The sequence below is a fragment of the Flavobacterium silvaticum genome (assembly GCF_012911565.1).
Lineage (GTDB): Bacteria > Bacteroidota > Bacteroidia > Flavobacteriales > Flavobacteriaceae > Flavobacterium > Flavobacterium silvaticum.
Genome location: NZ_JAAMPU010000096.1, coordinates 57,391 through 81,592, shown reverse-complemented (window position 1 = coordinate 81,592; position 24,202 = coordinate 57,391). Strand labels below are relative to the sequence as shown.

The 24,202-nt window shown below is 44.9% G+C and carries 28 protein-coding genes; 18 read left to right on the top strand and 10 right to left on the bottom strand.

Annotated elements, in window-relative coordinates; translation table 11 throughout:
* The first annotated feature begins 292 nt into the window (after nt 1-292).
* Both G6047_RS02130 and G6047_RS02125 read left to right on the top strand, forming a co-directional pair.
* The gene (locus G6047_RS02130; RefSeq protein ID WP_169525819.1) at nt 293-877 is read left to right on the top strand and encodes an RNA polymerase sigma factor; all 585 of its coding nucleotides are present in this window, start codon (nt 293-295) and stop codon (nt 875-877) included.
* A gap of 47 nt (nt 878-924) precedes the next feature.
* Nucleotides 925-1,068: a hypothetical protein gene (locus G6047_RS02125; RefSeq protein WP_169525818.1), complete on the top strand. Its 144-nt coding sequence runs from the start codon at nt 925-927 to the stop codon at nt 1,066-1,068.
* A gap of 13 nt (nt 1,069-1,081) precedes the next feature.
* Here G6047_RS02125 and nth read toward each other — a convergent pair whose 3' ends face one another.
* Nucleotides 1,082-1,744 (bottom strand): endonuclease III, encoded by a 663-nt coding sequence (nth, locus tag G6047_RS02120; RefSeq protein ID WP_169525817.1) that lies wholly within the window; start codon nt 1,742-1,744, stop codon nt 1,082-1,084.
* Between the two features lie 246 nt (nt 1,745-1,990).
* Between nth and G6047_RS02115 the strand changes: the two genes are divergently transcribed.
* Genes G6047_RS02115 through bcp form a run of 8 tightly spaced genes read left to right on the top strand, consistent with a single transcriptional unit; the run spans nt 1,991 to nt 8,793 of the window.
* Nucleotides 1,991-3,388, top strand: coding sequence for an anthranilate synthase component I family protein (locus G6047_RS02115; protein WP_169525816.1), 1,398 nt, complete (start codon nt 1,991-1,993; stop codon nt 3,386-3,388).
* Between the two features lies 1 nt (nt 3,389).
* Entirely contained in the window at nt 3,390-3,965 is a 576-nt protein-coding gene (locus G6047_RS02110; RefSeq protein WP_169525815.1) for an anthranilate synthase component II, read from the top strand.
* Entirely contained in the window at nt 3,962-4,954 is a 993-nt protein-coding gene (gene trpD / locus G6047_RS02105; protein ID WP_169525814.1) for an anthranilate phosphoribosyltransferase, read from the top strand. The genes G6047_RS02110 and trpD overlap by 4 nt, the downstream gene beginning before the upstream one ends.
* Nucleotides 4,951-5,733, top strand: coding sequence for an indole-3-glycerol phosphate synthase TrpC (gene trpC, locus G6047_RS02100; RefSeq protein WP_169525813.1), 783 nt, complete (start codon nt 4,951-4,953; stop codon nt 5,731-5,733). Before trpD ends, trpC begins: the two co-directional genes overlap by 4 nt.
* On the top strand, nt 5,730-6,338 hold the full coding sequence (locus tag G6047_RS02095; protein WP_169525812.1) for a phosphoribosylanthranilate isomerase: 609 nt from the start codon (nt 5,730-5,732) through the stop codon (nt 6,336-6,338). The genes trpC and G6047_RS02095 overlap by 4 nt, the downstream gene beginning before the upstream one ends.
* Nucleotides 6,326-7,504: a tryptophan synthase subunit beta gene (gene trpB, locus G6047_RS02090; protein WP_169525811.1), complete on the top strand. Its 1,179-nt coding sequence runs from the start codon at nt 6,326-6,328 to the stop codon at nt 7,502-7,504. The genes G6047_RS02095 and trpB overlap by 13 nt, the downstream gene beginning before the upstream one ends.
* A 1-nt stretch (nt 7,505) precedes the next feature.
* On the top strand, nt 7,506-8,279 hold the full coding sequence (gene trpA, locus G6047_RS02085) for a tryptophan synthase subunit alpha (RefSeq protein ID WP_169525810.1): 774 nt from the start codon (nt 7,506-7,508) through the stop codon (nt 8,277-8,279).
* A 58-nt stretch (nt 8,280-8,337) separates the two neighbouring features.
* Complete coding sequence (bcp, locus tag G6047_RS02080; RefSeq protein WP_169525877.1) at nt 8,338-8,793, top strand: thioredoxin-dependent thiol peroxidase; 456 nt, start codon at nt 8,338-8,340, stop codon at nt 8,791-8,793.
* Nucleotides 8,794-8,894: 101 nt separating this feature from the next.
* Here the strand turns inward: bcp and G6047_RS02075 are convergent, their stop codons facing one another.
* On the bottom strand, nt 8,895-10,001 hold the full coding sequence (locus G6047_RS02075) for a lactonase family protein (RefSeq protein ID WP_169525809.1): 1,107 nt from the start codon (nt 9,999-10,001) through the stop codon (nt 8,895-8,897).
* Nucleotides 10,002-10,097: 96 nt separating this feature from the next.
* On the opposite strand from G6047_RS02075, the gene G6047_RS02070 reads away from it, so the two are divergent.
* The 5 genes from G6047_RS02070 to G6047_RS02050 are packed head-to-tail and all read left to right on the top strand — an operon-like array spanning nt 10,098 to nt 14,815.
* Nucleotides 10,098-12,023 carry a BatA domain-containing protein gene (locus tag G6047_RS02070; protein WP_169525808.1) on the top strand — a complete coding sequence of 642 codons (1,926 nt, stop codon included), beginning with the start codon at nt 10,098-10,100 and terminating at the stop codon, nt 12,021-12,023.
* The gene (locus tag G6047_RS02065) at nt 12,020-13,273 is read left to right on the top strand and encodes a dihydroorotase (RefSeq protein ID WP_169525807.1); all 1,254 of its coding nucleotides are present in this window, start codon (nt 12,020-12,022) and stop codon (nt 13,271-13,273) included. Before G6047_RS02070 ends, G6047_RS02065 begins: the two co-directional genes overlap by 4 nt.
* Complete coding sequence (locus tag G6047_RS02060) at nt 13,270-13,596, top strand: hypothetical protein (RefSeq protein WP_169525806.1); 327 nt, start codon at nt 13,270-13,272, stop codon at nt 13,594-13,596. The genes G6047_RS02065 and G6047_RS02060 overlap by 4 nt, the downstream gene beginning before the upstream one ends.
* Entirely contained in the window at nt 13,596-14,246 is a 651-nt protein-coding gene (locus G6047_RS02055) for an alpha/beta hydrolase (RefSeq protein ID WP_169525805.1), read from the top strand. Before G6047_RS02060 ends, G6047_RS02055 begins: the two co-directional genes overlap by 1 nt.
* Nucleotides 14,243-14,815 carry a hypothetical protein gene (locus G6047_RS02050; protein WP_169525804.1) on the top strand — a complete coding sequence of 191 codons (573 nt, stop codon included), beginning with the start codon at nt 14,243-14,245 and terminating at the stop codon, nt 14,813-14,815. Before G6047_RS02055 ends, G6047_RS02050 begins: the two co-directional genes overlap by 4 nt.
* Here G6047_RS02050 and G6047_RS02045 read toward each other — a convergent pair whose 3' ends face one another.
* From G6047_RS02045 to G6047_RS02035, 3 genes are read right to left on the bottom strand one after another with little or no spacing between them, the layout of a single operon-like run.
* On the bottom strand, nt 14,816-15,190 hold the full coding sequence (locus G6047_RS02045) for a VOC family protein (protein ID WP_169525803.1): 375 nt from the start codon (nt 15,188-15,190) through the stop codon (nt 14,816-14,818).
* A 3-nt stretch (nt 15,191-15,193) separates the two neighbouring features.
* Nucleotides 15,194-15,676 (bottom strand): hypothetical protein, encoded by a 483-nt coding sequence (locus tag G6047_RS02040; RefSeq protein ID WP_169525802.1) that lies wholly within the window; start codon nt 15,674-15,676, stop codon nt 15,194-15,196.
* Nucleotides 15,677-16,444: an MBL fold metallo-hydrolase gene (locus G6047_RS02035; protein WP_169525801.1), complete on the bottom strand. Its 768-nt coding sequence runs from the start codon at nt 16,442-16,444 to the stop codon at nt 15,677-15,679. It abuts the gene before it with no gap.
* A gap of 124 nt (nt 16,445-16,568) precedes the next feature.
* Between G6047_RS02035 and G6047_RS02030 the strand changes: the two genes are divergently transcribed.
* Complete coding sequence (locus G6047_RS02030) at nt 16,569-18,035, top strand: TonB-dependent receptor (RefSeq protein WP_169525800.1); 1,467 nt, start codon at nt 16,569-16,571, stop codon at nt 18,033-18,035.
* A 159-nt stretch (nt 18,036-18,194) separates the two neighbouring features.
* Here the strand turns inward: G6047_RS02030 and G6047_RS02025 are convergent, their stop codons facing one another.
* Complete coding sequence (locus tag G6047_RS02025) at nt 18,195-19,535, bottom strand: DEAD/DEAH box helicase (RefSeq protein ID WP_169525799.1); 1,341 nt, start codon at nt 19,533-19,535, stop codon at nt 18,195-18,197.
* Between the two features lie 423 nt (nt 19,536-19,958).
* Between G6047_RS02025 and G6047_RS02020 the strand changes: the two genes are divergently transcribed.
* Both G6047_RS02020 and G6047_RS02015 read left to right on the top strand, forming a co-directional pair.
* Nucleotides 19,959-20,255, top strand: a complete 297-nt coding sequence (locus tag G6047_RS02020) for a hypothetical protein (RefSeq protein ID WP_169525798.1) — start codon at nt 19,959-19,961, stop codon at nt 20,253-20,255.
* 34 nt (nt 20,256-20,289) lie between these two features.
* On the top strand, nt 20,290-21,153 hold the full coding sequence (locus tag G6047_RS02015) for an alpha/beta hydrolase (protein WP_169525797.1): 864 nt from the start codon (nt 20,290-20,292) through the stop codon (nt 21,151-21,153).
* 12 nt (nt 21,154-21,165) lie between these two features.
* On the opposite strand, the gene G6047_RS02010 is transcribed toward G6047_RS02015, so the two are convergent.
* From G6047_RS02010 to G6047_RS01995, 4 genes are all read right to left on the bottom strand, one after another.
* Nucleotides 21,166-22,212, bottom strand: a complete 1,047-nt coding sequence (locus G6047_RS02010) for a proline iminopeptidase-family hydrolase (protein ID WP_211165360.1) — start codon at nt 22,210-22,212, stop codon at nt 21,166-21,168.
* Nucleotides 22,213-22,443: 231 nt separating this feature from the next.
* A complete protein-coding gene (locus G6047_RS02005) occupies nt 22,444-23,199 on the bottom strand; it encodes a TIGR02757 family protein (protein WP_169525795.1) in 756 nt (251 codons plus the stop codon).
* Nucleotides 23,200-23,257: 58 nt separating this feature from the next.
* Nucleotides 23,258-23,623: a hypothetical protein gene (locus G6047_RS02000; RefSeq protein ID WP_169525794.1), complete on the bottom strand. Its 366-nt coding sequence runs from the start codon at nt 23,621-23,623 to the stop codon at nt 23,258-23,260.
* 71 nt (nt 23,624-23,694) lie between these two features.
* Nucleotides 23,695-24,198: a low affinity iron permease family protein gene (locus tag G6047_RS01995; protein WP_169525793.1), complete on the bottom strand. Its 504-nt coding sequence runs from the start codon at nt 24,196-24,198 to the stop codon at nt 23,695-23,697.
* Between the last annotated feature and the right edge of the window lie 4 nt (nt 24,199-24,202).

Here is a 24,202-nt window from a genome sequence, read left to right as displayed (position 1 = left end):
TGTTTGACAGAATCCGAAACCATGTCAGCATCGTATCTCTAGGGAAGATATTGTATTTATTGCATCATTTAGTTCCAAAGTTTGCCATAAGGTTAACAAAGTTTCGGAAATCTGAGTTAATTTGAAGCATTATTGCCCGAATTGTGTTAATTTTTCAATGAACGCTTGCATAATACAATCAAATACCATTACATTTGGTTCAATAATTCACTCAAACCAACAGTCGCCTATCGCATAAAAGTACTTTTTAGAAATTCAGAACGGATTCCACCAACAACTAAAAGGTAATTTTATGGCAACTGTGAACACCCCTGATGCTGTACTGGTAAAAAATTATATCGCTGGCGATGAGAACGCGCTTGCTGTATTGATCAGTCGCCATCAATCCAAAATCTACGGATTCATCTATTCGAAAATCTCAGATCGGGATATTTCCGATGATATTTTCCAGGACACTTTCATCAAGGTCATCAAGACGTTGAAATCGAACAATTATAATGAAGAAGGCAAGTTCCTTCCTTGGGTCATGCGGATTGCGCACAACCTGATTGTCGATCATTTCCGTCGCAATAAAAAAATGCCGATGTTCCGTGAGACAGAAGAGTTTTCCATTTTCTCGATCATGTCCGACAATTCGCCGAACATAGAAAGCCAGATCATAACAACACAGGTTGAAGACGACGTGAAAAAACTAATCCTCGAACTGCCAAAAGACCAGCGTGAAGTTCTTGAAATGCGTATCTACCAGGATATGAGTTTCAAGGAAATCTCGGAAGTGACAGGCGTCAGCATCAACACCGCATTAGGAAGAATGCGTTACGCGCTCATGAACCTTAGAAAAGTGATCGACAAACATCAAATAATTTTGACCAACTGACAATAATATAAAGCGGCATGCGTTTATGTAAAAAACAAACGCACACTATGGCAAAAATTTACTTTGAAAAACCAGTTGCCGCTTCCAAAATGTTACCAAAAAAAGAAACCATTGATTTTTTGCTCAGCTACTCCAAAGCGCTGACCATCACAAAAAAAGGAAAACTTATTTTTGAAAGCATCGCAAACTAAAGAAACTCCCGGTCTAAATGCCGGGATTTTTTTTGGCCCATTCAGAAATCACTTCCTTCCGGCCAATTGTCCGGGTGATGATATCTTTATTCAAATCGAGTCCACGGGCCGGTGAATACTGGCGTCCGTAATAGATGATTTGCAGATGGAGTTTGTTCCATAACTTTTCAGGAAACAATCGTTTCGCATCTTTTTCTGTCTGCTCCACATTCTTTCCATTGGTCAGGTTCCAGCGCCACATCAATCTGTGAATATGCGTATCGACCGGAAACGCCGGAAATCCGAAAGCCTGGGACATCACGACACTTGCGGTTTTGTGTCCGACTCCGGGTAATGATTCCAAGTCCTCAAAAGTAGCCGGCACTTCTCCATTGTATTTCTCCAGAAGGATTTCAGATAACCGATGGATCGCTTTTGATTTGGCCGGAGACAACCCGCACGGACGAATGATTTCCTTGATTTCCTCCACATCGAGTTTGACCATTCGTTGGGGCGAATCGGCTTTGGCAAAAAGGATCGGCGTGATTTGATTGACCCGGACATCTGTACATTGAGCCGACAACAACACGGCGATCAACAAGGTGTAAGCGTCTGTGTGATCGAGCGGAACCGGGACTTCGGGAAACAATTCCTCTAATTTTTCTACGACAAAGGCGGCGCGTTCTTTAACGGTCATGGCATTTTTTTGAGTCGCGCTAAAGTACGTTTTTAACCCGAGAGAAAAATTTCCCAAAAAAACCCGATAAAATTTTGCCCGCTAAATAAGATTGTTACTTTTGTGATATGTACAAAATGAATCAAAATAACTGCTGGTGGAACAATTTACGTCGAACGTCGTGAAGCGGTCCGCTTAGTTATATATCCATATACAAAAGGCCTGTCCATCACGACAGGCCTTTTTTTATTCCCAAAAATCAACACCATGTTCCCATTCAAGACTCATTATAAAAAACTGCTCGCCGACACATTGACGCCAGTCAGCACTTACCTCAAACTGCGAGATCGTTTTCCAAATTCCATATTGCTGGAAAGTTCCGATTATCATTCGGGCGACCAGAGTTTCTCCTACATCTGTTGCAATCCGGTGGCATCGATAAAAGTCGCGTCAGGAAAGATTATCGTTCAATTGCCTGACGGATCGAAATCTGAAAAAACAATCAACAACAAAATAGCGGTGATCGAAGAACTTGAAGCATTTGCATCTTTTTTCCAACTTGAAAAATCAAAGGTTCCGTTTATTTCTCAAGGCCTTTTTGGCTATATGGCTTATGATTCTGTACAATACTTTGAGGATATTTCAATCACTAAAAAATCGGTTTCAGATCAAATCCCGGATATTTTCTACAGCTTCTACTCCAACGTAATCGCCATCGATCATTTTCGGAACGAAGCCCATATTTTTAATTATTCCCCGGATGATTCCCATAACCTTGAAGAAATCCTTCAGTTAATAAACAACACAGGTTTGCCGAAATATCCGTTCAGCCGCAATCTGGAAAAGACATCGAATTTAACCGATGATCAGTTCCGAAGCCACATCCGCAAAGCCAAAACCCACATCCAACGCGGCGATGTTTTTCAATTGGTGCTTTCAAGATCGTTCTCCCAAAAATTCAAAGGCGATGATTTCAACGTTTACAGGGCTTTGCGAAGCATCAATCCTTCACCCTATTTATTTTATTTCGATTATGGTGATTTCAAGCTATTTGGTTCTTCGCCAGAGGCACACCTGGTCGTCCGCAACCGCCAAATGGAAATCCACCCGATTGCCGGCACATTCAAACGCACCGGAAATGACGAACAGGATGCCGAACTCGCCCGCAAACTCGCCTCGGACAAAAAAGAAAACGCCGAACACGTCATGCTTGTCGATTTAGCCCGAAATGATCTTTCACGCAATGCCACAAACGTCAAGGTCGAAACATTCGCCCAATTGCAGTTCTTTTCCCACGTAATCCATCTGGTTTCAAAAGTCACCGGAAAATTGCGGGAATCGGCCAGAACTTTGAATGCGGTTGCAGGAACTTTTCCGGCAGGAACTTTAAGCGGTGCACCAAAATACCGGGCGATGGAACTCATCGAGGAAATAGAAAGCACATCACGCGGATTCTACGGCGGCGCAATCGGGTTCATGGATTTCGACGGGAATTTCAACCACGCCATTCTCATCCGGACGTTCCTAAGCAAAGACCATCGATTGCGCTATCAGGCTGGAGCCGGAATCACAATCAATTCCAACGAAGATTCGGAATTACAGGAAGTCTACAATAAACTCGCGGCGTTGGACAAAGCCATTTTACTCGCCGAAGAAATCAACTGACATGAAAAAAGTACTCATCATAGACAATTACGACAGTTTCAGTTATAATTTATTGCATTGTTTCGAAGCTTTGGGTTGCGAAGTCACCATCTGGAGGAACGATGCTTTTGAACTCGAAGATATCGAACCGTTTCAACATATCGTGTTGTCTCCCGGACCGGGAATTCCTTCGGAAGCGGGTTTGCTTACAGCGGTTATTTCAAGATATTCGGGCACTAAAAGCATCCTCGGGGTTTGTCTCGGGCATCAGGCCATAGCCGAGGTTTTTGGCGGAAAGCTCATAAATCTGGAACGCGTTTTCCACGGAGAATCAGATCAGGCCCAAATTATTTCGAGAGATAACCGGTTGTTCTACGGAATTCCGGATGTATTTGAAGTAGGCCGATACCATTCGTGGACCGTCGATCCAAATCTGCCTGACGCATTGGAAATCACATCGACGGATGCAAACGGGCAAGTCATGTCGTTGCGACACAAAACCTACGATGTGCGCGGCATCCAATTCCATCCGGAAAGTATCCTGACACCATCCGGAACCCAAATTCTCAAAAACTGGATTGAAAATTCCCAATTATGAAACAGGTACTCAACAAATTGATCCGATACGAATCGCTTTCCAAAAGTGAGGCATACGACGCTTTAAGCCAGATTTCAAAAGGCGATGTCGCACCGGCACAGGTCGCCGCATTCCTGACCGTTTTTATGATGCGACCGATTACAGTTGATGAACTCTCTGGTTTCCGAAGCGCCCTGCTCGACTTTTGCATCCAGACAGATTTGAGCGATTTCGACCCGATTGACCTTTGCGGAACCGGAGGCGATGGAAAAGACACCTTCAACATTTCAACGCTTGCTTCCTTTGTAACGGCAGGCTGCGGCATTCCGGTCGCCAAACACGGAAATTATGGCGTAACGTCAACTTGCGGTTCAAGCAATGTTCTGGAAGAACTGGGAATCCGGTTTTCAAACGACAAAGATTTCCTCAGACGCTCTTTGGACGAAGCCGGAATCTGTATCATGCACGCACCATTGTTCCATCCGGCCATGAAGCACGTCGGTCCGATACGGCGTGAATTGGGCGTTCCGACATTTTTCAACATGCTCGGGCCTTTGGTGAATCCGGCATTTGTAAAAAATCAGGTTTCGGGTGTTTTCAACCTGGAACTTGCGCGGAAATATCATTATCTGTTTCAACAGACCGACATGAACTATTCGGTGATCCATGGTCTTGACGGATACGATGAGATTTCATTGACAGGTGATTGGAAGTTACTTTCCGCCGATGAAGAAAAGGTGTTTTCACCGACTCATTTCTCGACGGAAACATTGCATCCGGATCAAATCGGAAACGGAAAAACAATAAAAGACGCATCCCGAATCTTCACATCTGTCCTTGAAAATAAAAGCACAAAAGCCCAATCCGATGTAGTCTGTGCCAACGCCGCTCCCGGAATTTCATTGATGAAAGACATATCGCTGACAGATGCTTTCCAACTGGCAAAAGAATCGTTGACATCTGGAAAAGCCTTAAAATCGTTCCAAAAATTACAACACATTTCGCTATGAATATTCTGGAAAAAATCGCCTATTACAAACGAATCGAAGTCGAAAGGACAAAAAAACTCATCCCCGTTTCCTACTTTGAAGCTTCGCCCCTTTTCGACCGAAAATGTGTGTCGCTTGCAGCTTCATTACGCTCACATACTACCGGAATTATTGCCGAACACAAAAGACGCTCGCCTTCGAGGACGTTGGCTCAGTCCACGAATTGGATAGATGAAATCGTAGCCGATTACCAGGAAGCAGGCGCGGCTGGAATGTCGATATTAACCGACGGAAAATTCTTTGGCGGTTCTACCGATGATTTGCAGATTGCCAGAAGCGTGACCGACCTTCCCATTCTTCGCAAGGAATTTATCATAGACGAATACCAGATCCTTCAATCCAAAGCGATCGGAGCCGATGCTATATTGCTGATTGCGGCTTTGCTTTCGCCTGAAAAAATCCAGTCGTTTACAAAACTTGCCGTTTCATTAGGATTGGAAATTTTGCTTGAAGTTCACGATTCGGAAGAACTCGAAAAATCGGTTTGTCCTGGAATTGGGTTGATTGGCGTCAACAACCGAAACCTCAAAACCATGGAAATAGATTTGGAGACGAGTTTTTCATTGGTCGGTGGCATTCCCAAATCCGTAGTAAAAATTTCAGAAAGCGGCATCAAGACGGCAGACGAAATCAAGCGATTGAAACAAGCCGGCTTTGACGGATTTTTAATCGGTGACCAATTCATGACTTCGGAAAATCCGTATGAATCAGTGTCTGAATTAATCAAATCTACATTATGAAGATCAAGGTTTGCGGCATGACGGATTCAGGAAACATAAACGAAGTCTCAGCGTTGAAACCAGATTTTATGGGTTTTATTTTTTACGCCGATTCTCCTCGGAATGTCACACAATCACTTCCGGAAACTTCCGATACCATAATAAGAACCGGCGTTTTTGTAAATGCTTCGGAAGATGAAATCCGCGAAAAATCAGCCTTCTATCATTTAAAAGCGATTCAATTCCACGGAAATGAATCACCAGAATTTCTCGAAAAATTTTCCGGTTTTATGCGGATAAAAGTTTTTTCTGTCGCAACCAATTTTGATTTCGACCGATTGAAACCATTCGAAGCCGTCGCCGATTATTTCCTGTTCGACACCAAAGGAGAAAGATTGGGTGGTAACGGAACCCGGTTCGACTGGGAAATCCTCAAAAAATATCCATCGGACAAACCGTATTTCATCAGTGGCGGAATTGGCCCAAACGATATTCAGCAGCTAAAAGATTCCGGATTGAAGCCTTTCGGCATCGACATCAACTCCAAATTCGAAACCCAACCGGGAATCAAAAATATCCTATTAATCCAAGAATTTTTAAAAGAATTACGACTATGTTTTCAGTAAACGATACAGGATTTTACGGCAAATTCGGAGGCGCATACGTCCCCGAAATGCTCCATGCGAGTGTTGAGGAACTACGTCGTTGTTATCTCGACATTTCACAATCGGATGATTTCCAGACAGAATTCCGTCAATTGCTTCGGGATTTCGCCGGAAGACCAACACCTCTTTTCAGAGCCAACAGCCTATCGGAAAAATATCAAGCTGAAATTTATCTTAAACGCGAAGATCTGTGCCACACGGGTGCCCATAAAATCAACAACACCATCGGACAAATCCTGCTGGCCAAACGGCTAGGCAAAAAACGCATCATTGCCGAGACAGGCGCGGGCCAGCACGGAGTCGCCACGGCTACGGTCTGTGCATTGCTTCAACTGAAATGCGTGGTTTACATGGGCGCGATCGATGTGAAACGACAGGCTCCGAATGTGGCACGGATGAAAATGCTCGGTGCCGAAGTCAGGACTGCCGAATCGGGTTCAAAGACTTTGAAAGATGCGACGAACGAAGCCATCCGGGATTGGATCGCGAATCCGTCCGATACGTATTATCTGATCGGATCTGTCGTCGGGCCGCATCCGTATCCCGACATGGTGACACGTTTCCAATCGGTCATTTCAGAAGAAATAAAAAAACAATTACTGGAAAAGACTGGTTCCGAAAATCCGACAGCCGTGATTGCCTGTGTTGGCGGCGGAAGCAATGCGGCCGGGGCTTTCTATGAGTACCTCAATGAAAAAGAAGTTCGGTTGGTTGCAGTCGAAGCCGCCGGAAAAGGTGTCGATTCCGGTGAAAGTGCGGCGACGACATATTTGGGAAAACCGGGAATCATACACGGAAGCATGACGTTGCTGATGCAAGATGAATTCGGGCAAATCACCGAGCCACATTCCATATCAGCCGGTTTGGATTATCCGGGAATCGGGCCGTTGCATGCACATTTGTTTGATTCGGGCCGGGCGGAATTTTTATCGGTAACCGATGACGAAAGCATGAAAGCCGGATTGGATTTGTGCCGATTGGAAGGAATCATCCCAGCCATTGAAAGTGCGCATGCATTGGCGGCCCTCGAAAAACTCAAATTCAAAAAAGATGATGTCGTCGTGGTGAATCTTTCGGGTCGTGGCGATAAAGACTTACAAACCTATATCGATTATTTTTCTATTTAATATGGATCGGATCAAAAAACAAATCGACAAAAGCCGCGCATCAGCAAAGAAAATCATCTCTGTTTATTTTACGGCCGGATTTCCGGAGTTGCATGACACCACGGAAATTATCCGTGAACTTGAAAAAAGCGGGGCCGATATGATCGAAATCGGGCTGCCGTTCAGCGATCCGTTGGCCGACGGGCCGGTTATCCAACATTCATCGTCTATCGCTATTTCAAACGGAATAAACGCGAAAGTACTTTTTGAACAGTTGTCGAACATTCGCGAATCGGTACAGATTCCATTGATTTTGATGGCTTACCTGAATCCGTTGCTGCAATATGGGTTTGAGGATTTTTGTGAAAACTGCCAGAAAGTTGGAATCGATGGGTTGATCATCCCTGATTTGCCGCCGGAACAATTTGAAACCGATTATGTCGAAATCCTGGATCGGTACAACCTAAAAAATATCTTATTGGTCACGCCTCAAACCTCAGACGACAGGATCCGATACATCGATTCCCTGTCCACCGGATTCACCTATCTGGTATCATCGCCCGGAGTCACCGGAAACAACAAGGTATTTTCAAACGTGGAAGAAACCTATTTCAAGCGGATTGCAGCTTTGAATCTTCAAAATCCATGCATCGCAGGTTTCGGAATCCACGACAAAAAAAGTTTCGAAAGTGCTTCAAGGTATAGTGACGGCGGCATCATTGGCAGCTCTTTCATCCGTCAGCTGGAAAAAGAAGGCATCAAAGGCATCAGCCAATTCATAAATAAGTTCCGATAGCCAAAAGCATTTGGTATCTTGGCGCACCGAATTCTTCATTGTTAATCATTAATTATTAATCAAAATGCTAAAACCAGGCGACAAAGTCCCAGATTTCTCTGCTCTCGACCAGGACGAAAAAAAACGTTCCCTGTCTGACTACAAAGGAAAAAAACTCATCGTGTTTTTCTATCCGGCCGCAAGCACACCAACTTGTACGGTTGAAGCCTGCAACCTGCGCGACAATTATGCATTGCTCAAAAAGAAAGGGTATGCATTGCTTGGTGTGAGTGCCGATACGGTTAAAAAACAATCGAACTTTGCCAAAAAACACGAACTCAAATTCCCGTTATTGAGTGATGTCGACCACAAAATCATCGATGCGTTCGGGGTTTGGGGCCCGAAAAAATTCATGGGGCTTTCGTTCGACGGAATCTACAGGACCACATTCGTGATCGATGAAAACGGAATCGTGGAACGCGTCATCGATAAAGTAAAGTCAAAAGACCACGCGGCCCAATTGCTCGAAGGTTAAGCTACTTTTTTTGAAGCCGGAAAAATGTGTTACGCAATTTTCTGTTACGCGATTTTACGTAACAGAAAATAACGTAACAAAGATTTGATCAGGCCGGAATATCAATCCTGGGGCGCGAAAACCAAACACACCGGAGAACATAATGCTATCTTCTTCCCGGAGTCCGTAAGCTTTCCGGTAAGCTTATCTCGTTTGAAAATGATGACATCATTGGAATACTGATGCGCGACGAGGACAAAATTACCATCAGGCGACAAGGTGAAGTTACGTGGGCCTTTCCCTCCTGTCGCGATGGTTTCAATCAATGACAGACGGCCGTTTGTGCCAACACTAAATGTAGTAATCGTATTGGCATCGCCCCTGTTGGTAGCGTATAGGAATTTGCCATCCTGAGAAATATGGATATCTGCGGCTGAAGCATCACTTTTCGAATCCGGATTTACGACCGTCGTTTCCTGGAACCGGCTGAATTTTCCTTCCGCATAATGATAAGCCGTCAATGTTCCATCCAGTTCCTGAAGCAGATAAGCCGATTTCCCATCCGGGCTGAACGTTAAATGCCTTGGCCCGCTCGCTGTTTTGACGGGAATCGTATCCTGGAATTCAAGTACCTGTTTTTCAGATTCGGGATAATATCTGTAAACGTAAATCCGGTCTGTCCCGAGGTCATTTGCAATCACGAATTTTTTATCGGGTGCCAATTGCGTCTGATGCATATGTGGCGACTTTTGCTGTTTGCGCATACTATGGCCTTCATGCGTAACAATCTGGCAGGCTTTATCCAACTTGCCATCGGGTTGGTTTTTGAAGACACTGATGGAACCGCCGCTGTAATTGGCCGTGATCACATTTCCCTTGTCGTTCATGATGAAACAGGGATCGGCGCCTAATGTTTCCTGGGAATTCAGGGTTTTGAGCGTTCCTTTTTTGGCATCGAAAGCGAATGAAGTGACTCCGCTTTTTGCACCGTCTTCATTGACGGCCCATACTTTTTTTCGGTCAGGCGAAACGGTCAGGTAACTCGGGTTTATGATTTTGTCCGATGTCGCTTTGAGCTTCACATCTGCCGTCGCCGTATCGAATTCATACACATAAATCCCTTTACTGTCGCAGGAATTCGTGTACGTACCAACCAAAAGATTGACTTTGTTTTGTGCCGATGCGGTCATGATCGTAAAAAATATCGGGATAAGGAATCGTGTTTTCATATAAGGAATTATGGAACTCAAAAGTAGTTTTTAAAATCAGATCCATCAGCCAAAACACATGATAAAATTCCGTATTTTTGGCAACTAAAAACCGGAATGCAGTTCAGACACCCCGAGATTCTTTACTTCCTTTTCTTGCTGATCATCCCGGTTATCGTCCACCTTTTCCAACTCAGGCGTTTTAAGAAACAGTATTTCACCAACGTAAAGCTGCTCCAGGAACTGAGCCAGCAAACACGCAAAAGTTCGGTCATCAAGAAATGGCTGTTGCTTGCGACCAGATTGCTTTTGCTTGCCGCCTTGATCATCGCGTTCGCCCAGCCGTTTTTCAATGCAAAGGATTTCAAATCGAAATCGAACGAAATGTACATCGTCCTTGACAATTCTTTCAGCATGCAGGCCAAAGGAAAAAAAGGAGAACTGCTCAAAAGAAGCATCGAGGATTTATTGGAGAATATTCCCGAAGAGGCTACATTTTCATTGTTGACAACCGACGGCCAATTTTGGAATACCGATATCAAATCGTCTGGACGTGACTTGCAGAAAATTACGTACAGCCCTTCTGAATTTCGTCTGGAAAACCTCATGGCACGTGTCAATTCACGTAAATCGTCGGTCGGAAAAGACATCATCGTCATTACCGATGCCGCCGGCCTCGAACAAAAGGAGTTGTCATCCGTACCTAAAAATGCAAACACCTGGTTTTTGGTTCCCGAAGCCGAACACAGTGGAAATATCTCGATCGACAGCGTTTACCTAAACCAGACGCTTGACAATTTTTACGAAATCGGTGTCCGCATCAATGCATCGGGAGATTCCGAAAAAGAAGTTCCCGTCGCCATTACGAACAACGGAAAATTGCTCGCCAAAACCGTCGTCAAAATGGAATCGGGCAGCAAAACACAATTGTTCATGTTGCCGCGAGCCGATTTCAACGGAAGCGCTTCGGTGTCTGAAAACGGATTGGATTATGACAACGAATACTTCTTCAGCATATCGGCGCCAAAAAAGATAAAAGTGCTTAGCATTGGTGAAACGGCAGATTCCCAATTCCTTTCACGCATATACACAGCGGCCGAATTCGATTACCTCAACCTGCCGCTTGGCCAGCTCGATTACAACCAGATTGCCAAACAGGACGCGATAATTCTCAATAACCTGAAGGAAATTCCGGCGGCGTTGACTACGACACTCAAGGATTTTTATGCCAAAGGCGGAAACATCGTCCTGATTCCATCTGCCCAGTCTACAGCCGAATCCCTGAACGCCTTTGCAGGTTCGTTTGGAAAAGCACAATACAGGAACGTTGCTTCCCAGGAAAAACTGATTACAAAAATCGCTTATACGCACCCCTTATATGCCGGTGTTTTTGAGCGCAAGACCGATAATTTCCAGTATCCGAAAGCCAAATCATCGCTCACATTGCAAACGGCCACGCCTGCTGTTTTGCAGTTCGAAGACCAGCAACCTTTCCTTTCGGGCATCGGGAACGGCGTTTCGGATCTGTTCCTTTTTGGCGCCCCTATCGACAGGGCGAACAGCAACTTTATCAATTCGCCTCTGGTCGTGCCTACGTTTTACAACATGGCGCGAAACATCCAGCGTTCGGGAGTTGTGGCTTTGACCATTGGCCGCAATCAGTCGTTTGTGGTGCAGTCGAATTTATCCAAAGATGAAATCCTGACGGTCAAAAACAACGAGGTTTCTTTTATTCCGGTGCAACAGGCACTTAACGACAAAGTAAAAATGAGTTTCACCGATTTGCCTTCTACCGCCGGCAATTATGGCATTTTCAACAAGGAAAGCCGTGTGGCCGATGTCAGCTTCAATTATCCGCGAACAGAAAGCAGATTACAACCGAATGTGGATGCGTTATCGGGTTACACTATAATCGACAACGTATCCGAAGTATTCGACGACATAAAAGACAATCGCACCAATACCGACTTATGGAAGATTTTTGCCTTACTGGCGCTGGTTTTCCTGATTACCGAATTACTGATCCAAAAATTCGTAAAATGAAACTTTTCATCAAGCAAGCAACCATCCTCGATGAATCATCGGCACATCACCAGCAAGTGCGCGACCTGATCATTGAAAACGGAATCATCACACAAATTGGGGCTTCGCTCGAAAACACCAATAATTATAAGGAAGTTTCGGCAGAGGGCCTGCATATCTCACAAGGCTGGTTCGACAGCAGCGTGTCTTTTGGCGAACCGGGCTTTGAAGACCGTGAAACCATAGAAAACGGATTGGCGACAGCCGCAGCAAGCGGGTTTACGGCTGTGGCGCTTCAACCGAATACGAACCCGGTAATCGACAGCGCTTCCCAATTGCAACTCGTGCATTCCAAAGCGGTAGATGCATTGACCCAGTTGTATCCCATCGGGGCTTTGACATCAAAAAGCGAAGGAAAAGATTTGGCCGAACTTTTTGAAATGAGCCAGAACGGGGCGATTGCTTTCGGTGATTACGCAAAATATATGGACAATGCCAACCTGCTCAAGATTTCGCTTCAATATGCAAAGGATTTTGACGGATTGGTGATTGCCTTTTCACAGGAAACAAGCCTCAAAGGAAATGGCGTGGCCAATGAAGGTCTGGCCGCGACACGACTCGGCCTCAAAGGAATCCCAACGCTTGCCGAAGATCTCGCGGTTGCCAGAAACCTGCAAATCCTTGAATATACAGGTGGCAAAATGCACATCCCGACCGTCAGCTCACCGGTTGCCGTCGGGTTGATCAAAGAGGCCAAAGCCAAAGGGCTGCAGGTAAGTTGCAGCGTGGCCGTGCATCATCTGGTGCTGACAGATGATTCGCTAGAAACATTCGATACCCGACAGAAAACGATGCCGCCGTTGCGCAACGAACAGCAACGCAAAGCCTTGGTAAAAGCGGTCAAAGACGGGACTATCGATATGATTACGTCTGACCACAACCCTATCGACATCGAAAACAAAAAGATGGAATTCGACCTCGCAAAAAGCGGGACAATCGGGTTGGAAAGTGCTTTCGCGGCTTTGATGACGGTACTTCCGGTGGAAACCATCGTTAATAAACTTACGCTGGGAAGGTTGTTCTTTGGAGTTGAACCGCCTCAAATCATCGAAGGCGCAGCGGCGGAACTTACCTTTTTTACCACAGAAGGTTCGTGGGTCTTCCAATCGTCCGACATCAAATCCAAATCCAAAAACTCGGCTTTCCTCGGACGCAAACTCAAAGGAAAAGTCCTGGGAACCTTGCGTGAAAACAAACTGGTATGGTCATGAACCCTGAAGAAATCCGCGAGGGAAAAACAACCGCCATCACAGCCTACATCTTAATCGTAGGCGTTTTGATTGCGATGTCGATGAATGGTGAAACCAAAAACAGGTTTGCCGCTTTCCACATCCGTCAGGCTGCGGGTTTGTCGTTGTTGTTCATTTCCGTGGGCATGATTGCGAGTCCGTTCGGTAACTGGCTTATATCGGCTCCGTTGTATTTTGCGAATATGATTCTTTGGATTTATGGCGTTTCGACAGCTGTTCGCGGGGAAATGCAACCTGTTCCATTAGTTGGTTCGTTTTTTCAGAAATTCCTCAAATCAATATAATGAGTCTTTATCATCTGGTTCGCAAGCCATCAATCCTACTTGAAAAAAATCCGGCACTCATACTGCTTCACGGTTATGGAAGCAATGAAGAAGATTTGTTTTCGTTCGCTTCTGAACTTCCTCAGGAATATTTTATCATTTCGGCAAGAGCGCCTTATGACATGCCGTATTCCGGTTATGCCTGGTACGCGATTGATTTCACCGCCGATGAAAAACGTTTTTCAGATTTGGCCCAAGCGGCGGAATCCAGGGACAGGATTGTTGATTTTGTGGATAAATTGCCACAGCAATATCCGATAGACCCACAGGATATATCCCTTGTCGGTTTTAGCCAGGGCGCGATCCTGAGTTATGCCGTTGCTTTGTCGTATCCTCAGAAAATCAAACAGGTTGCGGCCATGAGCGGTTATCTGAACACCGATATAGTCCTAAACGGTTTTGAGAAGAATGACTTTTCAAAATTGAGGTTCTTTATCTCGCACGGTTCCGTAGACCAGGTCGTTCCTGTTGATTGGGCGCGAAAGGCCAAACCGGTTTTAGATACTTTAGGAATTACGAATGAATACCATGAATATCCCGTCGGTCATGGTGTAGCGCCCCAGAATTTCTTTGATTTCAGGGATTGGCTGTCCAAAAGCAGACACTCTTGAAAGGACTGAACTTCATCAGCGTAAAAGGAATCGATAACATTGGGTTTTCAGCTGATGAGCTTTCCATCATCACATCGTATTTCAAAACGGATCTTCCCGAAATAGTCCTACATTTCCTGAAAACAGCCGGAAAAAAATCGAACATCCTCGATACCGATTTCACTGTCGATTCATTTATCCGTTTGCAGAAAGATTTCAGGACACTAATTGGAAACGATCCGAAAATTGTACTGGATGCGGCTGATCTATGCTGCTTCCTGAAAAAAAAAGATCCTTTCCATAATACGCTGTACTACTTTATAGAAATAGGAAAAGCTCAGATTCCGCAAGTATTTTATTACAGCGAAGGCGAAGTGCCCATTGGCGTATCCATACGCGATGACCGGACGGAGAAACTCGGTCTGATTGCTATAAACGAAGACTTTATTGGATTTATCAATAAACGAACGGAACTAAGGACAGAACGAAAACGAAGCAGCCGGATTTCCCAATATTTTTATGCCGTTTTACTAGCTCCTATCTGGATTCCGATTTTAGTCAGCGACTGGTATCACAAAAAAACACGCTGATCATTTCCTGATGTCACTCGAAATATGCCACAATACGCCATTGGGATCGGACAAATGGATTTCGCGTTTTCCCCACGGATAATCCTGTGGTGCCTTGAGCCGGACGCCTTCGTATTTTGATTCCAGATTCAATGATGATAGTTTCGTCCACCAATCGTCTACATTTTCGACCTCGAGTGCCATCATGAAATTCCCGTGCATCCATTCGGACGGATAGTTCTGGAGGAAAAACCGGCAGTTGCCAAGTTTAAGGCTGCTGATTTCGTGGTTGCTCCATTCCAGTCCGAAACCCATATCGACATAGAATCCGATCGATTTTGCATAATCCTTTCCCGAAGAGATAAACGTGATGATTTCCCTGACCCCTAAATCCATACGTTACTGTTTGGCGTAAAGCTGCGTATCCATACGCTCGAAGGTCAGCTTTCCGTTGTCTTCAATGAAATATTTGAGCAACAATTCGCCCCACATTTTGCCATCGGTGTAATCTGCGATAACCCAGCGGTGGTTCAGGACACGCACTTTGTTGATGATGAATTTCTGTTCGTTTATCTGATCATACGGAATAAGCGGATTTCCCTTGACATTGCTGTTCATTTCCAGGATTTCATTCGTGACGAGTTTGATGACTTGCTTCGGATCTGTGTCCATATTATCCTGGGCGTTCTGGTTGTATTCAAGTGAAAAATAATTGGCATCGATTAAATCATTGTACAAAACCAAAATACTGTCGTTTGCTTTTTTGAGCTTCGACTCGGTTTTCATTACATCAGATTCGTGTTGTTTGCTGAAGTACGCATACGTGAACACATTCATTACAACGGCAAGGATGAACAGGTACAGGAAAAGTGATTTTTTCATTTATAGAGTCAGTTCGAGGTTATCGTAGGCAAGGAAAACATTGGGCGGAAGCTTCTTTTCGACTTCTTCGTGAAAGCCCAGGATATGGCTGATGTGGGTCAGATAGGTGCGTTCCGGCTTCACCAAATGTATAAAATCGATGGCTTCCTGCAAAGTGAAATGGCTCTCGTGCGGCTCTTCCCTCAAGGCATTGATGACCAATACTTTCAATCCTTTTAATTTATCGGCTTCTTCTTCAAAAATCGTCTTGACATCCGTGAGGTAGGCGAAGTCATCTATACGGAAACCGAGTATCGGCAATTTTCCGTGCCACGCCTCGATCGGGATACAGGTTTTATCACCGATGGCAAACCGTTCGTCGTTTTTGATTTCAATTACGGAAACAGACGGCGCGCCCGGATAGCGGTTTTCTTCTTCAAAAATATAATCGAATCGTTTTTGCAGGTTTTCGATCACACGGCGATGGGCGAACAGCGGAATCTTTTGCTGCTGGAAAAAATTGAACGGACGGATGTCGTCGAGGCCGGCCGTATGATCGGCGTGTTCATGGGTGAACAGGATACCGTCAATACGCGGACAGCCCGAAGTGAGCATCTGCTGCCTGAAATCCGGTCCGCAATCAATCACGAACGAACCATTATCCCAATGGATCCAGACAGATACACGCAACCGCTTGTCTTTAGGGTCTTTGCTCAGGCAAACCGGATGCGTGCTACCGATTACCGGAATGCCCTGGGAAGTGCCTGTACCTAAGAAATATACCTTCATTGAGAATCAGATAAAAAAACCGGCTTCGAATTACAAATCGTCCGATTAATTTAAAACAAAAATAAGATTATTACGTTTCATTTCGTTGCAGATTTCGTTAACTTTGCTGTGAATTTCAACGATTATGTTAAGAGATGACGGTTTTACCCTCAAAGGGGACAAGGCGATTGAACAGATTCCTTCCATAAAGGATAAGGCACTGCGAATCAACCTGAATGACAACATTTATGGAACATTTTCCGAGATTGGGGCCGGACAGGAAACCGTGCGCCACTTCTTTCGTTCCGGCGGTTCTTCCGGAACCATTGCCAAGGCGATGTCGGCATACGACAAGGATTTCAGCGATGCCATCTATGGTTCTGAAGCTGATGGCAGATATGTAACCGAAAGCCGCCTCAAAAAAATGCTTTCGCACGAAGTCCAGATCATTGAAAAGCGTCTGAGCCGTGAGAAGCATCCGAATAAAATCTTTTTCTCTTACGCGAATACTGTTGCTACCATTGATTTCGCCAAGCAATTCAAGGGTCACGGCTGGGTCGGGATCAAATACCAGATCGAACCCGACGAAGATTACAACGAAATCATCATCCACATACGGTTCAAGGAAACCGATGCGCGCCTGCAACAGGAAACACTTGGAATCCTTGGTGTCAACCTGATCTATGGCGCTTTCTACAAATACAACGACCCGAAGAAACTGCTGCGTTATCTGTACGATCACCTCGACAAAGACCAGCTTGAAATAGATACGATCAACTTTTCAGGGCCGCGTTTTGCCGATGTCGACAACAGATTGATGTCGCTCCAACTCGTCAAGAACGGAATGACCGATGCGGTGATGTTCAACCCGGAAGGCCAGAATATTTTGCCGGCTGCCGTGCTCTACAAAAAGAACATCCTTGCCTTGCGCGGAAGTTTCCGTCCGGTTACAGTGGTCAATATGGACATGTATGAGAAGTCACTCAAAATGTTCCTCGAAGAAAGCAAAGTTGACGAAAAAAATACCTTGGTCATTTTTGAAATTACGCTATCGAACCTGCGTTCCGACGGGGAAATAGACGAGCGCGACTTTATGGACCGGGCCGAATTGCTCTGTGCTTTGGGCCAGACCGTAATGATTTCCAATTTCCAGGAATACTACAAAGTGGTCGAATATTTCTCGAACTATACCAAGGCCCGTATGGGATTGGCCATGGGCGTGAACAACCTTGTGGATATTTTCGACGAGAAATATTATCGTCATTTGAGCGGCGGCATCCTTGAAGCTTTCGGGAAACTGTTTTATCGCGATTTGAAGGTATTCCTGTATCCGATGATTGGGGAAGATGGGGAAATCATCAATTCCGAAAACCTCAAAGTCCATCCGCGGATGAAAGAATTGTACAAGTTCTTCAAATTCAACGGAAAAGTAATCGACATAGACGACTTCGATCCGCACAACCTCGAAATTTTCTCACGTGTCGTTCTCAAAATGATCACCGGCGGAATTCCGGGTTGGGAAGAAATGCTGCCAAAAGGTATCGCGGAACTCATCAAGGAGCATCATTTGTTTGGGTATGATCCGAATAAGGTTCTGGAAGAAAGTAAGTGAACGGTTAACGGTTAACGGTTAACGGTTAACGGTTAACGAAAATAAAAAACTCCGGTTTTAAAATGAACCGGAGTTTTTTATTTAATCATTATTGTTCCATCAACGTGCTTCAACTGTTAACTGTTACTTGTTAACTGTTAACTGTTAACTGTTAACCAACTACTTCTTCTTTTTCTTCGCCGCCTGGGCCCGCAACAAACCGCGGTTCACCGAACCTGTTTTCTTCTTCGTCTTGGAAGGCCCGCCAAGGTTCACTTTTTTATTTTTCGCAGATTTTTCATGCGTTGATGCGCCACCAGTCAGCTTTGGTTTCTTGAGCAGGAATTTTACTTTTTCCTTTTCTTTCTCAGGGCCGATCAATAAGGTCGAGACTTCAACATTTGGTGGAAAATCCACGCTCGGGATTTCACGGTTCATCAATACTTCCGCTTCAACGCGGATATCTTCCTCACGTGGCGTCACGAATGAAATCGCTGTCCCGGATTTATCCGCACGTCCTGTCCTACCGATACGGTGCATGTATTGCTCCGGGAGTTCAGGCATCTCGAAATTGATGACGTGGGTAATATCTGAAATATCGAGCCCACGCGCCATGACATCGGTGGTGATCAATCCGCGCAGTTGCCCACTTTGGAAATCAGCCATGGAATGAAGCCTGTAATTTTGCGACTTATTGGAATGGATAAGGCCGAATTGCTCCGGAAAATCTTCTTCGATCTTCTCGTGCAACATATCGGCTATCTTTTTATTGTTGACAAATACCAGCACGCGCTCGAAAGAATCATCGGTACGAAGCAATTCCTTTAACAGATTGACCTTCGTATTGAAATTCGGGACCGCATAAGCCGATTGCTCTATTTTCTCCAAAGGCGTCCCGGATGCGGCAAGCGTGACTTCTTCCGGAAAATCGAAATAATCGTTGAGCACATCGTCCACATCATCCGTCATGGTTGCCGAAAACAAAATATTCTGTCGCTTTTGGCTCATCATCGCCAATATCGAGGTGATCTGCGGACGGAAACCCAGGTTCAGCATCTCGTCGAATTCATCTATCACCAGTTTCTTGGTCTCATCGAACCGCAATACATTATCGAGAGCCAGATCCATCACGCGACCCGGTGTACCGACAAGGATATCGATTCCTTGATAAACCGATGTTTTCTGGGTATTGATATTCACCCCTCCATAAATACCAAGTGTACGTACCGACATATATTTGGTCAGTTTTTCCACTTCCTCGACCACCTGCACCACCAGCTCGCGCGTCGGTACGAGGATCACGATTTTTGGCGTATGCGTCGGCGTGAACGAGTATTGCTTGAGGAGCGGAAGCAAATAGGCAAAGGTCTTTCCGGTTCCGGTCTGGGCGATTCCCATCATGTCGCGTCCCGATGAAATCACCGGAAAAGCGCGCTGCTGGATAGGTGTCGGATTTTCAAAACCGAGTTCGTCAACGGCTTTCTGAAGGGCTTTGGGAAGTTTGAATTGTTCGAATGACATGCGGCAAAGGTCTTAATTAATAATGAATAATTAAAACACGAGGTTTTTTTAAACCGAACTGGTCGAAGCCAATTAATAATTTGGGCGTGCCCCAAGGGTCAGGCTGCCCGCTGTACTCCTCGTCACAATACCGGTCTCGCAGGCTTTGGGGTGAGCTCCGTTGTCGCTGCCCCAAAACCGCCCGGCCAGGGTATTGTGCCTGTGGGGTGCCGCTCGCATCCTTCACGCTTCCGGCCGGACCCGGCTTTCGTTTTTTTTTCTGCACCATTCCCATTTTAAAAAGCAGCCACACCTTGTTTACTAACACTCCGTTTACATTTTTTTGTAAACAGTATTATAGTAAACATAAAGCGGCTCAATCCGGATAACAGCTATCGGGTTGACATGCGACTCCCGACTTGCTATCTTTACAAAAAAAATCCAATGCCCTTTTACGACTACGACTTTGAACAACACGGCAAGAAATTTTTCCTCGAAGACGAATACCTCGAACGCAAAATTGCCGAAGCACATAGAAAAGTCATTATGAACCTCAATATTACATTAGATAATGTAAAGCTAAAGGATGTTCTGGAAGATGTTGAATTCGACGGTAAAACCGGAATGGAATTGCGATACCTGGTTTCAGATGAGGAAGACATATCACAGATGCTGATTGTATTTTTCGATAATTTCAGGTCGATGTTGAAAATCTATTCGGAACCGTATTATGGCGGTTGAGTAATTTGAATCCACATTTTAAAAAGCAATGGCAATGAAAAAAATCGGTATCGTTTTGTTTCTTTTCGTTTGTGCAAGGGCATTCTCCCAGGAAGTCCCTACGCCTGATATGGTCCGACAACTGATTTCGGGCGATATAAAATCGCTGGGTATCGAACCCGAAAAGATTTTCAGGACAGAAGATCAAAAAGCAGATGGCGTTCCCATACGTATCTATTATCCGGATGCATCGAAAAAATGGAACATCATCTATAATATCCACGGTGGCGCATTGGTAGCCGGTGACCTGGATACCCATGAAAATATCTCGCGCAAACTGGCAAATGCGGCCCATGCAATCGTCATTTCGGTCGATTACCGGAAAGCACCGGAAAATCCGTTCCCAAAAAGTCTCGAAGATGTTGAAACAGTTTACAAATGGATCATTGGAAACCAAATCAAAATTGGCGGATCAGACAGCAAAGTATCTATTGTATCAGACAGCGGCGGTTCTTTACTGGCAGCCGCATTACAGGTTAAGATTAAACGCGATTCCGTCGAAAACAAAATCGACAGGGTCGTCTACATCAATCCGGCGTTCGACTTACGGAATCCGGGCGAGGATTTTTATGGGTTGGTCACACAATGGTATCTGTCCGGGGCAGATGCCTCAAATGAATTGGTTTCCCCGATCGCAACCGGTGACTTCACCGTTTTTGCCCCTTGCCTGATTGTCGTGAATGAAAAAGATGTGTTGCTGCCCCATGGGGTCGTTTTTGGCAAAAAACTGGATGCGGCTCATGTACGCAATGAAATTATCACTGTAAAAGATGAAGATCATTTTGGCGGATTCTGGGCCGGAGCTCATCCGAAAATAAATGCTGTTTTTGAAAAAACGATTGCCTTTCTGACCAAATGAGCTGTATCAGCTTCAGAATCGTCCCGAATCGACATCCTTGATAAACCCGACAACGCCTGCCATAAAAACCTTCTGGTCATCCCACATGGATAAATGGCTTCCGTTCGGGCAATATAAATAACGTCCTTTTTTGACCAACTTGCTCTGTTCTTCCATAGCTCTTGGATCCATGGTGTCATACCTTGCCCCAATCATAAGGGTCGGTATCGTAATTTCATGAAGGCGGGCTTTGATGTCCCATTTGGCGAGCCTTCCGCTGATACCGAATTCGCTCGGGCCTTGCATAATGGTATACACAGCTGGATTGATATGTTTTCCGGCCCGGTTGAAACCATCCGGGAATTCCGGCAGCCGGCAAATATGTTGGGCATAATAATTCGGGATCAGCAAATCCATATAACGCGGATTCGAGAAATCTTTTTTGGCTTCGATGGAACGGATTTCCGCAAGTACTTCCGGTTTCATTTGCTTTGCCAACACCTCATCGGCGTATTTTCCATACTCAGGCGCACTCGCCATCATATTGGAAATGAGCAACCCTTTTAGATTTTGCTGATATTTGAGCGCATATTCCATCCCCAGGATTCCGCCCCACGAATTTCCGACGATGTAAAAATTAGAGGCGTCGGCACCGATGGCTTTGCGGACCTGTTCCACTTCTTCGACAAACCGCGGAACCGTCCATAAACTGCTGTCTTTAGGCTGATCGCTGTAATAAGAACCAAGCTGGTCGTATTCATAGAATTCAAACCCTTCACGCTCAAAAAAAGATTCGAAACATTCCATGTATTCGTGGGTCAATCCAGGCCCGCCGTGCAGTAAAAGTATCTTTATCTTTGGATTCAATCCGAACCGTTTTGTCCAGACTTTAAAATCACCCAAAGGAGTTTTAATTGGAATAAGCCTGACGCCACCTGTTTCGATGGAATCTGTCGGTTTGAAATAGTCGGTAATGGAAACAGGCTCCGCTGATTTGGTTTCGACAGGTCTTGCGCACGAAGTAGCTATCAGTATGATCAAAAAGAAAATTACGGGGAAACTTGTGATACGTTTTTTCATAATGTTTGTCATCAGATAACCAAATATAACCGATACCTGCCGAAGATAAAATCATCCGAAAAATAAATCCAAAACAAAAAAGAGGTTGCCCCTCCCACCCTTACAAGGTAACGATCCTGGACATACCACTGCGGTAGTTTTTATGTAAAAAATCTTAAATAAAAAAAGTCAACCGCGACAGCCAGCAGCAGCTAATTGTTAATCGTTACTTATTAATTGTTAATTACCTCACTAAAACCCCTCAAAAACACCCAACCCGAACAAAGCAAAATCATACTTTACCGGATCCAAAGCATCGAGTTTACGCAAAGAAGCGTCAAGCTCTGCCAATGCCTTTCCATCATTCTGGCTTCGTTTGAGCAAGCCGAGTTTTCGGGCTACATTTCCCGAATGAATGTCAAGCGGGCACGATAATGCCGATGGCGAAATGGAATCCCAGATACCGAAATCGACCCCTTTATTGTCTTTGCGCACCATCCAGCGCAGGAACATATTGATTCGTTTGGCCGCCGAATTCTTTAACGGATCGGACAGATGTTTCTGTGTCCTTTGCTGATGCGGGATTTCAAAAAATTTTGTCCGGAAATGGCTTATGGCAATCTGCAGATTCATATCTGACGAAAAAGCATTTTCCAAACCTCCGTGGTTCCTATATAAATTCCTGAGGCCGGAAATAAAAGTTGAAAAGTCGTGTGAATTGAAGGTGCGATGGACGAATCCGTCAAGCCGTGCAAGATCATCGGGAGTATGCGACAACACGAAATCATAAGGCGAATTGCCCATGAGCTCCATCATTCTGGAGGCATTCGTGATTATCGATTTGCGGTTTCCCCAGGCAATCGTAGCACTGAGGAAACCGGCAATCTCGATATCTTCTTTTTGTGAAAACCGATGCGGAACCTGGATTGGATCCGATTCTATGAATTTGGGATTGTTGTACAAATCTGCCTTTTCATCGAGAAAAGAGCTGAGGTCTTCGAATTTCATGTTTGATTTTCCTGAGCCGCAAGTTACGTCTAAAATCTGCTGGTCAATCTAGCATTTTTTAAACCACACGACGCCGAACATCAGATTTATAATCCGTCAAGAGCCAAACTAAAAACACGGCTCCGGCAAAAGTCAGGTAGAAAATCTTTGGTAAACTTCCTTCGAGATCTCCCAGATAGAATGCCACGCCAACCAGTGATATAGAAACCACAAGTTCGATGATTCCGTGTATACGAAAAGGAATCACGTGCAAAATACCCAGCTCGAAATTCGTCAACGCGGTAAGCAACAAATGTATTATGCCAAGTGCATATGTGAAATTCGCCGTGGCTGGCGGCAGGTCAAAAAAAGCAGGTGAAAAAAGCAGGAAAAGCACAACCCCGTAGTCTATCGATGCGTGTAATCTCGAAGGGATCCGGAACATAAGATTTGGATTTTAGTGCAGATAAGATACTGCACTTTTGACAGTGGCATCTTACATAATTTCCACCGTCATCAGATTTCTTCCTTGCCTTCCTCAATGTCGTCGGCGAGTTTAGCGAGTTTTTTACGACTGTGACGTTTGATGGTGTGATTGTCTTTGGCCTCGTCTATGGAATGTGTCATAAGCAGGCTGTCTTCTTTTTGGCACATTTTGCTCAGTTCGAGATAGTAATTGTGAAGTACCAGCAGTTCCTTTTCAGACAAATCCTCAACATCGATCAGTCTGTTGCTTGCATATTCATGTGAAGCCACCAGTTCATTGAGCTTTAGCTGAATGGCCATCGAATCCTTATTCTGGGATTTCTGGATCAGGAAAACCATGAGGAACGTGATGATCGTGGTTCCGGTATTGATGACAAGCTGCCAGGTTTCGGAATAATGGAATATGGGGCCGGTGATTCCCCAAATGATGACTACGAAGAATGCGATGAGGAATGCAGCTGTGCTTCCCGTCCATTTGGTGACTGCCGACGCGAAATTTTCAAAGAAATTGGTGTCTTTTTTTTCTTTTTTCATGATG